Source organism: Lysinibacillus sp. OL1 (assembly GCF_004332175.1).
Taxonomy (GTDB): domain Bacteria; phylum Bacillota; class Bacilli; order Bacillales_A; family Planococcaceae; genus Lysinibacillus; species Lysinibacillus capsici.
In genome coordinates this window covers 410,493-423,671 of sequence record NZ_SJDS01000001.1, presented here as the reverse complement: position 1 = coordinate 423,671, position 13,179 = coordinate 410,493, and the positions used below count along the sequence as shown (strand labels likewise).

Here is a 13,179-nt window from a genome sequence, read left to right as displayed (position 1 = left end):
AGAGGTTATCCACTACATTAAATTCTAACCTCTACTTTACGCTCTATCCACCGCACTATAAAAAAAACGCCCACCGAAGTGAGCGTTTCTTTTTATTCGTTTGTGCCTTTTTCCACGTCATATTCTGTAATCCAATCACTGAAGCTACCTACATATAATTGGATGTTGTCATAGCCTTCATCTGCTAACACAGCATAAAGTGGAGAGGCGGTTACGCCGCTGCCACAGTAAACCACAACCGGTTCATCAGCTGCAACTTTTTGACGTAATGCATCGTTTGCCTTTAGTTGACCATTTGACTTCAATTGCTCCCAGTCAAAGTTTTTCGCAGTTGGGATATGACCTGCTACTTTATCCAAAGGCTCTACTTCTCCTCGATACCTTTCAGCAGCGCGCGCATCGAGTAAAGTAGCTTTTACCTCTCCATCTACAATGGCTTTTACGGCTTGGCGTGGTGCATAAAGCTCATCTTTCCAATCAAACTCAATGATAGTTGGAGGATATTTAATAATATCCTTGGTAAAAGGAATTTTTGCCTCTAGCGCAGGGGCACCTCCGTTGACAATCACTACATTTGGGAAACCAGCATATGTTAGCATCCACCAGGCGCGTGGGGCAAATGGAGCTGCTCCTTGGTCATAAACTACAATCTGATCTTCATACCGTAATCCTAGTTCTTGAAAAACGGATGCCAATTTTTCTTTGCTTGGCATTGGATGACGACCTTCTTTGCTGTCCATATCCGATAACTGCTGTTCTAAATCAATATAGATAGCACCAGTAGCATGACCTTCCTCGAATGCTTTTTTGCCAGCCTCTTTGTCCTGAAGATCGAAACGAGCATCGATAAAACGGACGCCATCAAACTGAATTTCATCCACTGATTTGAATACTTTTCCCATTAGAATCACCTCATGCGTATTGTAATTGTGCGTAAATCGCTTTCCAAGAAGCTAAACGGCTCTCTTCTTGTAAGGCTAATCTTTCTGTGTCAATTTGTTCAAGCGCTTGATGATAAATATAGTAACGTAATTTTTCGGCTTCCTCTGCTATAAACGTAATCGCCCATGTCATGAGGGAAACTTTCTGTGCATCTAAATAATCTTGTGCATCTGGTTTTGTGATAGCTTCTAGTGCCTCACTCAGCTTCACTTTTTCATTCTTTTCAAAGAAAGCTTTTTGATTGCGGAAATGAGATTTTACGCTAGCATATTTGGAAATATCCGCAAACGGTCCTTCAAAATCCAATAAATTTGGCTCAGAAGATTCAAAGGCTAGGAATGAGAAGCTTCGATTTAACTCTTTCAATTCGCGTACTTCATCTTTAAAACGTTGTTGCATCTTTTTGCTAATGAACTGCGATAAACGGAAGTTTGTTACACGCATTTCTTGAGTAAAATCAAAACGCAAGCTTTGCATTACTTCTTTTAATGCATGCTCCAATGCTTGTTGCGCTGGCATTGCAGCAAAGGTAGAAGGATTGTAGCCTTCCTTAAAGAACTCAGGGTAACGATAATAAACACGCTGAAGAACATAATAGAGTAGCTCATCAAGCTCCTGCTTTGTTTCACTCTCTAACATGCTCGTATTCAGTACACTGTACTTCGATTGAATATGTTGTTCAAGTGTTGTTAATTCCTCTAGTCGCTCATCTTTACGTTTTAAGTTTTCCTCTGTTTGGGCAATTAAATCCGCCAAACGTTGCTCTGTTTTATCAACTTCCTCTGCAAGAGCTTGAACGGCTAATGCACTCAATTCATCATTTAAGAATGTATGGAAGTCGCTTTCAAACGGTGGCATCCCTGATGTTAAATCCGCACCTTCTACCTTTTCCTTCAACGCTAAAAGACTAGATACCCCATATAGTCTTGGGAAGCGAATGCCAAAGCGTTGTAACTCTGAGCGTACATAGCCTTTTACATCTTCCTGTTCTTCATCCGTTGTTGCCAAATCAATTGCATTGACAATAAAGAACATTTTATCAAGCTCAAATGCATCCTTCACACGACCAAGCTGAATTAAAAACTCGCGGTCAGCTTTGGCAAAGGCATGGTTATAGTACGTAATAAATAGGATGGCATCAGCATTACGAATATATTCAAATGCTACACCTGTATGGCGGGCATTAATAGAGTCCGCTCCTGGCGTGTCAACAAGTGTCACGCCCATACGTGTTAATGGACTATCATAATAGAAGTCGATATTGTCAACAAAGCAAGATTTATTTTCTTGTGCTACAAATTTTTCAAACTCCTCACGGTCTACGCGGAGGATAGAACCAAATTCAGACTTAAAGGTTGGGTAGCCTTCTTTATAGGCACGAATAAATGATTTATGAACATTTAAGCGTTCGTCCGTTAACTGAACTCCAAGCCCTTCATCAGCACGATTATAGGCTTCCTCCAATGTCGATACAGACAAACCAATCGCCGCATAGGAGCCTTGAATATCCTCTAGCATTTGTTCCGCAGTTTTAAGCTGTACATCAGCTGTTTCATGTGGGTGCTCAGGTGTAACTGGACGAATTTTATTGATGGCCGCAGTTGTTGGATTTGGTGAAACAGGTAACACCTTGGCTCCCATTAAAGCGTTTGAAAAGGAAGATTTACCAGCACTAAATGCGCCAAACAATGCAATGGTAAAATCTTTTTTCTGTAGTCGTTCTACTTTATTTTCAAGGTATTGGGCTACTTCGGCAAAGCCTTGCACCTCTTTGACTGCATTAGCAGTATGAAGTGCACGGTTAATCACACCATCGATTGGTAGAATCGTTGCAGTAGTAGCTTGCTGAGCTTCCTCTTGTTGGATGATTTGCTCTTTTGGCTGCAGCATGGACTCGTCAAATAGACGAATTTCTGCTAAATCTTGCTTAAATGATTGTTCCCAATTTGTAAGCTGTTGATTGGCAACTTTACGAATTTCATTGCTCGCTTGATGCATAGTGCTTGCACTATATTGCTGATAGCCTTCAATTTCAAGGACCGCATTAATGGCATCTACTTTGTCCTGCATACCCGCCATTTTTAATTTTGATGGTGCGGCAGTTTCTGTTGCTACAGCTTCAAGAGTTGTCGCTTGCGCATTTTTCCAACTATCTGTCTCCTGAATAAAGTAGCGCTTTGTTGCTTCTGCGATACGGTTAGCGAAGTTTAACACAGCATCACCTGTTAAAATAGCGCCTGTTTGAACTTGCTGCTCAATCAATGAAAAAGGTAAGTCAAATTCATAGGCATCAATAGCAGCGGCACGTTCCTCATTTAATGCACCAACGTCCTTCAATACCTTTTTCATAAGACCTTTTAAATGCCCCGTGATTTGTGCATGGACCACATTTTGATAGGCACTATACGCATTTTCTTTACGTCTGTTTCGCTCTTCCTCTGTTTTTTTCTTTGCAGTAAAGAGCCCTCCAACTTTAAAGCCTTCCTGCATGCTTTCTAAATAAAGGCGTAAGTGATCGCGTAAATCAGCTGGCATAATTGCAGCATTCGCGAGCAACTCCTTACGTTGCTCCTCAAACGTTTCGTTCCAAGCTTCTACTGAAAATAATTCAACCTGACGATTTAATTTATTGTATTGCTCTAATATATCTTGATGGTGTGCCCAGTCATCCGCACTTAAAATTTCTTCATCAATGGCTAAACGATCCTGTCTTTCTTCCATTAAATAATTGTCATGCTCGCTTTGCAATAAACGCAATGTATTCGTAGCTGTTTGGACAAGCTGCTCCTGCCAGTCATTCATACTGTCCATCACGATTTTCTTTACTGCCTCAAAATCATTATGTGGATGCTCTGGCTCTCTTAATGATGTAAAGAAAACACCCTTCGGTACAACACCCCATGCTGCAAAGGACTGATGAACAGTTGCTTTAAATTCTTCGAAGCTCAATTCATTATCCTTATGCTTATCAATCATATTGACAATTAAATAAACATTTGGATTATATTTCATTAATTGCTTTGTGAATTGGAAATTTAATTCCGACTGCACATGGTTGTAGTCCATTGTATAAAATACGATATCGGCAATATGTAATGCTGATTCCGTTGACATGCGGTGTGCATCATCTGTGGAGTCTACCCCTGGCGTATCCATTACAGTAACACCTAGTGGTAATGTAGAGGCACTGTGTCCAATCTCAATCTGTGACACTAAATCCCCATTTTTACTTAGCTCTTTTACTGTTTTAAAATCATAGCCAGCCTCAAATTTTACGGGCTTTTCATTGTGCATATAAACAATTGCATAGTCTTCCTCTGATTTATGAACTTTGACGATGTTCGCACTTGTTGGAATTGGACTAGATGCCAGTAGATTTTCACCAGACAGCGCATTAATCATACTGGACTTCCCTGCAGAGAAATGGCCTGCAAAGCCAATCACATACTCTTTTTGCTGAATTTTTCGAGCAAAAAGTGATGTTTTATCCATGCGCTCTGTATCACCATTATGCTGATAAATTATGTATTGCAAAGAGGCTTGCTTTAATAGCCCCTCCAATTGTTGTTCAAAATCTTTCATGAAACCAGTAACCCCTTTTTCATTAATTATTCATAATTAGTATTCTACCTTATTCAACTAGCAAAGTATAACACTAATTTAAAGCATATATGCCAACGTTTCCATCCTTACAAAAACATGTTTATACAAAAAATCTATGCCAAATGATAGATGGTCAACTAGTTCTTTTTATATTTACTTCATATTTTATAGTAAGCATATTCGGGGCAAAGTTATATTTTTTATGAAGGGAGTGTGATGCCATATGATAAATCCTAAGTCTCATCAAATCATTGAAAAATATTGTTCATGTAACTGTGAGGATCGATTTATCTGGCCCCGTATAAAAGCAACAAACGGAATACCCATGGTTCCTCCTGAAGTAGTCCCTGAAGGTATGATTATACCAACGATCCAGCGATATTTTTATATCGTTACAGCTGATCTTGATCTATCGAATGGGGCAACTCTTCCAGCCAATCTCTTTTGGAATGATGAAGCAAATTCTGTTACTGAGTTTACAATTTTTTCACCTAATGGTTACGTTAACCTTTATATTAATGCAGTAATGCAGGAAGGCGGTATTTATTCGGTAACGCCAGCCTCCCTGACAATCGTACCTTATAATGCGACATTGTATAGAGGAACACCCATTATTATTGAATCGCTAGGCTTTACAACGAAATAAAGGAAATGAAAGGAGGTGAATTGGGTGGCACTTTCCATTATTAATATTCACGTCAATGTAACAGGTAGTTCTACAAGGTTTTTTAACGTCTTAGCTGCACCCCTTGTCATTGCAGATGGCACAACAGTCGCTGCAACAACGTTTTTAAATGATAGCGGTACAGCCGCAACAGCATTCCCAGAAGTCGCAAATGGTTACTATAACTTATATATCAATGGTGTTCTTCAGGAGGGTGGTGCCTATACAGTTTCTACAACTGAAATAACGTTTAATACTGTCACAGGTACACTTTCTGCTGGTACGCCAATTGTGCTCGAAGCTGTGGAGCTAGTGACAACAATCTAAATAAAATGGATGCCTTGTTTAGGGCATCCATTTTATTGTAATTGCTTTCTGAGACCTGCAATTTTTTTGGCGTAATCTATCGCACGTGGGCCATCTCCGTGAATACATAAGGTTTGCACCGCAACTTTAATTTTTTGGGACTCGACCGACAACACTTCATTAGCAGTCAAAATACCTTTTACATGCACTAGCATTTCTTCTTCCGATTGTATTAAGGCATTTGGTTCCTGTCTGTTCACTAATGTGCCATTATCGTTATAGCGTCGATCCGAAAAAACCTCCTCATATACTTGAAGCCCTATGTCTCTAGCAATCTCTACGATGAGGCTACCAGATAAGGCATATAAAATAAGGTGTGGATTAAAATCATACACTGCATGGACTACAGCCAACGCTTTTTCACGGTCGTTCGCGCATTGATTATAAAGTGCGCCATGTGGTTTAACATGATGAAGCGTACCATTTTCAATCTGCACAAATGCTTGTAAGGCACCAATTTGATAAACCATCATATCGTAAATTTCACCTGGGCTACATTCCATGTTACGGCGACCAAACCCCTCTCGATCTGGATAGCCTGGATGCGCACCAATGTGAACGTTTTTACGAATGGCGCTGCGTACAATTTGATGCATAATTGAATGATGACCCGCATGATAGCCGCATGCAATGTTGATGGAAGTTACATAGTCTAATAATTCTTCATCCTTACCCGTGATAAAAGCATCTAAGCTTTCACCTAGATCACAATTGATATCAATTGACATCATGTTTCCTCCAGTACAAAGTGAATTGTGTTAAACATACGCATTTGCGCTACTTTATGTAAATCTTCTTCATGAACTGTTGCAATAATAGGATAGCCTCCTACTGTTTGAGCATCAGCCATTAGGATAATGGGATCACCACTTTGCGGCACTTGGATTGTTCCGAACTGTGTAGCTTCTGACAGAATATCCTTCATTTCCTGAAGTTGTAAGGCAGGTCCTTTTATGTAGTAGCCCATACGATTGCCGCCGATAAATTGAAAAGGATTTTGTAAAAATTGTTGCTGACTCTTTTTTGTAAATAAATGAAAGTGTGGTCCTTTAAACAATCGAACCGTAATAGAACTGTCAAAATGTGGACGATAGGATGGATATAGCCCTCTATTATATTTTAAAGACGATGATACCTGCCCATACAAAATACTTCCTTTTGTAATCCGTGTTCCCAAATTGCCAAGGGGGAGGCAAGATTGGCTACCAAGCTCATCGGTTGTATGAAAACCTCCTAATGGAGTTAAGTAAACAATAGAGCCTTGATGGACACCCTTGATAGATAATCTATCTCCCCTCGTTAAATGGAATGTTTTCCACATTTCGATTGGTACATGATTAACCAAGCATGTACTATGCCCCCCTGTTAATACATAGACACCATCAGCAAGCGCCTCAAATTCAAAACCACCAACAAACATTTCAAAAGACGTTTGATCATGGTGATGATGTAAGATTCTTTGAGCTGCATTAAACGATCGATGATCCATTGGACCAGATAACGGAATACCAAATGCCCGATAGCCGTACCTTCCTTTGTCTTGTAAGCTACCATAAACCCCTTGTTTTGTTACGATCAGAAGTGGCTTCAAACGCTACACTCCTTTGCTTTTCATTTCCCAAAATTGCTGTTTGGTTATTTCATAAAACTGAACTTCATCACCAAGTTCAAATAAAAATGGCTCTTTGCCATGAACATCAAATAAATCCAAAGGTGTTTTCCCTATAATATTCCAGCCACCAGGTGAATCGACAGGATAGATTCCTGTTTGTCCACCCCCAACCCCAACAGAGCTTGCCGATACAGATGCCCTTGGTTTCTGTAAGCGTGGCACAAATAATTTAGAATCAAGCTCGCCTAAGTAAGGAAAGCCAGGTAAAAAGCCGATTAAATACACATAATAGCTTTTGGACATATGCAATGTTTTAATGTCCTCAAAAGGTAAACCTGTGAATTTCATGACGCGCTTTGAATCTAAGGCAAATTCCTCATCATAGCAGACGGGTATTTTTAAAAATCGATTCGTTCCTTTATCAATTGTTGTGGAGGCTTGCATCTCAAGCCACTGCATTTCTAAATGTTCAACATCTATTTTTTGTTTAATATAAGCTGTTACTGTATGGTAGCTTGCAACACTTTCAACTAGGTTATGTCGTAGCTGCAGTTTCAGAAAACGATTAAACGTTTGGACCGCATGAAAGTTTGAGTGGGAGATTTCCTCTTTGAATGCAAAACGAATAGTATGTTGACTAATCCACATTGAATGCGGAAAATCAATGATTGGTTGCACGTGCCGTCTCCTCAATACAAAGCTGTACCGCAGCTACTAAATCTCTAATACTCCAGCCGGGAATTTTGCCATGTTGGATGGCCAGCTCAAATGATGCTGGAATATGAATAAAGCCTGCACGAACCCCTTTATGTTGCTGTGCATAAGCAAGCCCCTCATACATAATGTTATTACACAAGTATGTACCCGCTGTATTGGAGATTTCCGCTGGATATCCTTCAGCCTGCAAACGATTTACCATACTGCGAATCGGTAAGTTTGTTAGATAAGCATCTGCCCCCTCCTCATAGATACGCTCATCAACTGGTGTATAGCCATTATTATCAGGCTCTCCGTCCTTCACATTAATGGCAATGCGCTCTGGTGTTACTTTAAAACGACCTCCTGCTAACCCTAATGAAATGATGATTTGTGGTTTCACTTCTTCTATATGTTGTTTTAATTGCTCCGCTGATTGCTGAAAATCTACAGATAGAATTCGTCCGACGATATCATAGCGATCTATCTTCTTTCCATTTAATGCTTCCACAATTTGCATTGTTGGATTTATTTTATAATCAAGAAATGGCTCAAACCCTGTTACTAATATTTTTGTCATATTTGTCACCTGATTTCTATCGGACGTTTTTTAAAGTAGCGTCCAAATTGTTTAATTTTAGTTACTTTAGTAGAAAGTGCTGCTTCAATAATAGCTTGATTAAATAATTTATGTGCTTCAATACAAGAAGTTAATTCTTCATCGTAAACAATTTCATCAGACACTTCAGAAATGATATCTAAAGCCACCCACTGCGGGTAGCGTAATATACTTACAGATGCGTATGTTGGCGTAACTTCCATACTTCGATAAAAATTTATATTTCCCATTTCTTCAATGGGGTACTTTTGCGGATCCCACTTTGTGCCATATTTATAGTAGCGTTCACGCCAATAAGTATTTTCTTGGGCAAATATTGTACCCTCAAAAATCATATTCACTTTTTCAGCTACTTGTTCTAGATTTGTAGCCTGGACTTCCCTCGTATCATAATCCGCATAACGACCAATTCCGTAGATCTTGGCACTTGGAAGCGTGTAAGAAACAGGGAAAATAGGTGGACATGCATATCCTGCGAATGGTTGAACCCATTCACGAGCAGGGATACCATGATCATCAATCACTATATCAGGTGCCCATTTTTTTAAGATGAGTGGTAAAACATTTGCTTCACCAAATACACTTTCTTGGAATTTGACATAGGCAAACTCTAAACCTACCGCATTAAATCTTGCAGCATGATGTTTCCATTTTGGATGTTCTTTTGTCAAGCTCTCCATTATTTCATAACCATCTGGATTTGATAGCGGAATAATGATTATATTAATCTTTTTTAAGATTTCAGGATGGTGACAAATAATATCTTCCATAAGCTCTAATATTGCAGGTGTACTAGATACTTCGTTTGGATGATGGCCAGCTTCAAAGACAATCGTATGCTTTTCATCCGATTTTTTAAGTCCTGAATAAAAGTCACTAGTAATAGGCTCAGTTACTTCAAAAAATGGAATGACATTCCCTTTGTAAGATATATCCCCATAATTTAGTTTGACCTCAGAATAATTTTGATACCGAGTGGATAGTTGATAAACATTTTTAATATTGTATTTTAAATTATCATTCATTTCCATTACTTTCAGATAATTACCTAAATACATTTCTACTGTTTCAAATTGCCCCTCTTGGTTAAATAAAATTCTTTTTGTAACTGGAACTAAATTGGTTTTTTCATGCCATTTGTATGCGCGTATTACACTTTTAATAGGCTTATAAATATTTTCCTCTATATGAATAAAGGGAATAATACCACCAGGAGCTTGATAAGGTTGATTAACTAATCGGCGACCGAGCTCATTAAAATAATCAAGCGTGTTAAAATAAAGGTCTTCGTATAACGCTTCAAAGGACGAGTTTGCTTCTTGCTTCACGTTTAGTTCTTCTTCAATTCCAGATGAAGTAAAGTCAATTTCGATGCGATCAAATAAAGGGAACAATTGTCCTTGATCACGATTTGTTACATCAATATTTAATTCTCCTACTATCTGAGGAAGTAACTCATTGATATACGTTTTATAGAAACGCTCGCGATCTGACAATATTGCATTTTCTTGAACCAGTTTTCCATCTTCAAATAACCTATATCCAGCTGTAGTTGGATAGACTTTTCTCTGACCATCAACATAATCCAATTCACTAATCAGCGGATTTAATTCAGCAATTAATAGATCATCAACATAGACACTATAGATGTGCTGCTGTGTGCTTGAAAGCTCAAATTGTACATGTTCTTTCGGTATACCATATTGCATTTCAATCAATTCATCCACAGGGTAAAGTTCCATAATCCAGCGATTATGTTGTTCTAACCCATTTTTATTAACCCCATCTTTACATATTATTTTTACTTGTTCAAAATGACCCGAAATAGATGGAAGTACTTCCTCTAATATCCAGTATAACCCTGTTTTAAATGCAGAGCGAACTGTAATTGTTTTTAAATTTGAAAATTTCTTATACAAATCTACACTATATTCATCTCGATTTTTTTTAGAAGCTGTAAGATAGATTTCAGCATCAAGCATTTTATTTGGTTCATCTTGCAAAGCATTTAAAATATACGATGCTTCCGATTCATCTTCCCATGTTGTTTCATACAATAAATCTGCTATATTCACTTGTTTTTCGTTTAGCTCCCAAACACCAAATAAGCCACCTTCAGACACATGCTTTTCTTTTGCTATGGAATGTAGGACAGTCGGTAAGCAATCTTTTGTACCACAAATTTGAATAACGTTTCTAGAACTTAACTCCATTAAATTTGCAGTTCCTTGCTTGATATCAATCGTGAAATGTCGATGTTCTTCTGTAACAACTGGTAAAGAAACAGAGGTAGCATACAGTCCTAAACGTAATGCAAGATAGCAAACTTCTTTTATAATGGCGTTTGACATTATTTCTTGTTGTAAATTAATTTTCACACTTAAATGCTGTTGTGGATGTGCCTCGTCCTTCTCACCAGTTCCATAGGCTGACCACAGATGACTTAAACTTTCATAATAAGAGGATGGAATATCCGTATGGGTTTCGGCCACTCCTTCACTTGCTATCGTACTTAACAACGTTGACAGCGAAGACTCAGTCTCATAATAGAGTGTAAAGATAGACCCATTCTGTGAAATAAATGTACTACTATGTTGTAAAAATTCCATTGAGTACTGCTGATTAGACGCTTGAAATAAATCAAAATCTATTTCATTTGACTCTAAGCCTAACCTCGCACAAAAATTAATCAATCCGATTGGAACAAGATTTTTAGGTAAGTTTATAAATAAAGAAGGCTTTTTTATGGTTTCATTCTTATTAAATAAAATTGAAAATATTTTAGAGTTCACAATATCACCTAAACTTTCATATTTGGATCTAAGCGATCTCGTAGCCAATCTCCTAGTAAATTAAAGCCTAGTACAGTTAACATAATTGCAATACCTGGAAATACGGAAATCCACCAAGCTGACGTCATATAATTCCGACTGTCTGCTAACATTCCGCCCCACGAAGGTACTGTCGGTTCAACACCTAACCCTAAAAATGTTAGTGAAGCCTCTAATAAAATAAACTCTGCGATACACATCGTTGCTAACACTAAAATCGAAGAAGCAACATTTGGTAAAATGTGCTTAAGGATAATTTTAAAATGTGTGCCTCCGATTGCCTTTGCAGCCTGTATATATTCTTGTTCCTTTAGAGCTAAAATCTCCCCTCGAATTAGCCTAGCAAAACTAACCCAATATGTAAGTCCAAGAATAATAATGATTTTTTCAATCCCTGTTCCAAATACACTCATAATGACAATTGCTAGTAAAATAAATGGCAGACCTAATTGAACTTCAGCTAACCTCATAATTAAATCGTCCATCCATTTCCCAAAATACCCTGACACAATTCCAAGAAATGTTCCAAGGACTAACGAAATGAGCACACCACAAATACCTACCAAAAGGGAAATACGAGCACCATATATAATCCTACTGAGTAAATCCCGTCCCACTTGGTCTCCCCCCAGTAAATATTGTGATTTACCAGTATCATCTAACCATTTAGGCAAATCTAGACGATGTCCTAAGCTAGCTGCTCCTGGATCATGTGGAGCAATATAAGGGGCAAATATCGCACATAGAATAGTCGTGACAACTAATAATAGACCGATTATCCCAGTTGGATTATTTTTAATAAACTTTAAAATACTTATTATTCTACTAACCTTTTTTATTTCGACTGTTTCTGCTTCCATTATCTGTGTCATTAATTGTCACCTCTTCCAGTGCGTATTTTTGGGTTAATTAATGAATAACATAAATCAACAATTAGATTGACAGCAATCATGATAAGAGCTAGGAGAATTACCCCACCCTGTACGACTGGATAATCTCGTTGATTAATAGAATCAACAATTAATCTTCCGATTCCTGGCCAAGAAAATACTTGCTCTACAATAACAGCCCCCCCTAAGAGTCCACCGAACTGTAACCCAACAAACGTCACAGTTGGCAATAAGGCATTGCGAAAGGCATGTCGAATAATGACAAGCCATTCTCTAATTCCTTTTGCTCGAGCAGTTGTCACATATTGCATTTTAAGCACTTCAAGCATAGAGGTACGAATTAATCGAACTAAAATACCAGATAAAATCAGACCCAATGCAATGGATGGAAGGATCAATGAGCTAAACCCATCAAAGCCCGATACAGGTAACCATTTTAACTGAACAGCAAAGATCAAGATTAGCATAAACGCTAACCAAAAATTAGGGAAAGAGATACCTAATAAAGAAAAAATACGACCAAAAATATCAATGGACTTGCCTTTATAAACTGCAGATAGGATACCGATAGGAATAGCGATTAACAATGCTACAGTCATCCCCCCTAAAGCAAGTGCTAGTGTTGGCCATGCTCGTTCTAACAACATTTCCAAAACAGGACTATTCGAACGATACGATGTACCAAAATCAAGCGTTACTAAATCTTTCATGAATATGATATATTGCTCCCAAATAGGTTTATCTAAACCCAACTTTGCTGTCAGTTCCTCTACTGCTTGTTGTGAAGGTTCCCCAGCACCGAACATGATGCTTACGGGATCCCCCGTTAAACGAATGGCGAAAAATATAATTAATGAGACAGCTATTATCACCAACACTGTATGCGATATACGTCGTAGTATATAGGAAAGCATAATTCCATCCTCCTAATTTGAAATGAAAGAGATAGTATGACA

The 13,179-nt window shown here is 38.2% G+C and carries 11 protein-coding genes; 2 read left to right on the top strand and 9 right to left on the bottom strand.

Annotated features, from left to right (window positions below):
- Positions 1–92: 92 nt before the first annotated feature.
- Together EW028_RS02120 and EW028_RS02115 are read right to left on the bottom strand one after the other, a co-directional pair.
- Entirely contained in the window at positions 93–902 is an 810-nt protein-coding gene (locus tag EW028_RS02120) for a sulfurtransferase (RefSeq protein ID WP_131519746.1), read from the bottom strand.
- A gap of 10 nt (positions 903–912) precedes the next feature.
- Positions 913–4,524 (bottom strand): dynamin family protein, encoded by a 3,612-nt coding sequence (locus EW028_RS02115; protein ID WP_131519745.1) that lies wholly within the window; start codon positions 4,522–4,524, stop codon positions 913–915.
- 244 nt (positions 4,525–4,768) lie between these two features.
- On the opposite strand from EW028_RS02115, the gene EW028_RS02110 reads away from it, so the two are divergent.
- On the top strand, positions 4,769–5,191 hold the full coding sequence (locus EW028_RS02110) for a DUF4183 domain-containing protein (RefSeq protein WP_066037690.1): 423 nt from the start codon (positions 4,769–4,771) through the stop codon (positions 5,189–5,191).
- A 24-nt stretch (positions 5,192–5,215) separates the two neighbouring features.
- The gene (locus EW028_RS02105; protein WP_048390025.1) at positions 5,216–5,536 is read left to right on the top strand and encodes a DUF4183 domain-containing protein; all 321 of its coding nucleotides are present in this window, start codon (positions 5,216–5,218) and stop codon (positions 5,534–5,536) included.
- A gap of 32 nt (positions 5,537–5,568) precedes the next feature.
- Here EW028_RS02105 and EW028_RS02100 read toward each other — a convergent pair whose 3' ends face one another.
- The 7 genes from EW028_RS02100 to nikB all read right to left on the bottom strand — a co-directional run bounded on the left by EW028_RS02100 (position 5,569) and on the right by nikB (position 13,137).
- Positions 5,569–6,303 (bottom strand): 5-oxoprolinase subunit PxpA, encoded by a 735-nt coding sequence (locus EW028_RS02100; RefSeq protein WP_131519744.1) that lies wholly within the window; start codon positions 6,301–6,303, stop codon positions 5,569–5,571.
- On the bottom strand, positions 6,303–7,166 hold the full coding sequence (locus EW028_RS02095; protein WP_066037688.1) for a 5-oxoprolinase subunit C family protein: 864 nt from the start codon (positions 7,164–7,166) through the stop codon (positions 6,303–6,305). The genes EW028_RS02100 and EW028_RS02095 overlap by 1 nt, the downstream gene beginning before the upstream one ends.
- A 3-nt stretch (positions 7,167–7,169) precedes the next feature.
- Positions 7,170–7,865 (bottom strand): 5-oxoprolinase subunit PxpB, encoded by a 696-nt coding sequence (gene pxpB, locus EW028_RS02090; protein WP_131519743.1) that lies wholly within the window; start codon positions 7,863–7,865, stop codon positions 7,170–7,172.
- The gene (gene pcp / locus EW028_RS02085; protein ID WP_131519742.1) at positions 7,849–8,463 is read right to left on the bottom strand and encodes a pyroglutamyl-peptidase I; all 615 of its coding nucleotides are present in this window, start codon (positions 8,461–8,463) and stop codon (positions 7,849–7,851) included. The genes pxpB and pcp overlap by 17 nt, the downstream gene beginning before the upstream one ends.
- Positions 8,464–8,468: 5 nt before the next feature.
- Positions 8,469–11,111 (bottom strand): M14 family metallopeptidase, encoded by a 2,643-nt coding sequence (locus EW028_RS02080; protein WP_227744830.1) that lies wholly within the window; start codon positions 11,109–11,111, stop codon positions 8,469–8,471.
- Positions 11,112–11,302: 191 nt separating this feature from the next.
- Positions 11,303–12,205: an ABC transporter permease gene (locus tag EW028_RS02075; protein WP_016991918.1), complete on the bottom strand. Its 903-nt coding sequence runs from the start codon at positions 12,203–12,205 to the stop codon at positions 11,303–11,305.
- The gene (gene nikB / locus EW028_RS02070; RefSeq protein WP_066037685.1) at positions 12,205–13,137 is read right to left on the bottom strand and encodes a nickel ABC transporter permease; all 933 of its coding nucleotides are present in this window, start codon (positions 13,135–13,137) and stop codon (positions 12,205–12,207) included. The genes EW028_RS02075 and nikB overlap by 1 nt, the downstream gene beginning before the upstream one ends.
- Between the last annotated feature and the right edge of the window lie 42 nt (positions 13,138–13,179).

Bases quoted from the DNA above. Each gene is read 5' to 3' on its own strand.
- EW028_RS02080 (WP_227744830.1), bottom strand. From the start codon at position 11,111: ATGGAATTTTTACAACATAGTAGTACATTTATTTCACAGAATGGGTCT.
- nikB (WP_066037685.1), bottom strand. From the start codon at position 13,137: ATGCTTTCCTATATACTACGACGTATATCGCATACAGTGTTGGTGATA.
- EW028_RS02110 (WP_066037690.1), top strand. From the start codon at position 4,769: ATGATAAATCCTAAGTCTCATCAAATCATTGAAAAATATTGTTCATGT.
- EW028_RS02075 (WP_016991918.1), bottom strand. From the start codon at position 12,205: ATGACACAGATAATGGAAGCAGAAACAGTCGAAATAAAAAAGGTTAGT.
- pcp (WP_131519742.1), bottom strand. From the start codon at position 8,463: ATGACAAAAATATTAGTAACAGGGTTTGAGCCATTTCTTGATTATAAA.
- EW028_RS02120 (WP_131519746.1), bottom strand. From the start codon at position 902: ATGGGAAAAGTATTCAAATCAGTGGATGAAATTCAGTTTGATGGCGTC.
- EW028_RS02100 (WP_131519744.1), bottom strand. From the start codon at position 6,303: ATGTCAATTGATATCAATTGTGATCTAGGTGAAAGCTTAGATGCTTTT.
- EW028_RS02115 (WP_131519745.1), bottom strand. From the start codon at position 4,524: ATGAAAGATTTTGAACAACAATTGGAGGGGCTATTAAAGCAAGCCTCT.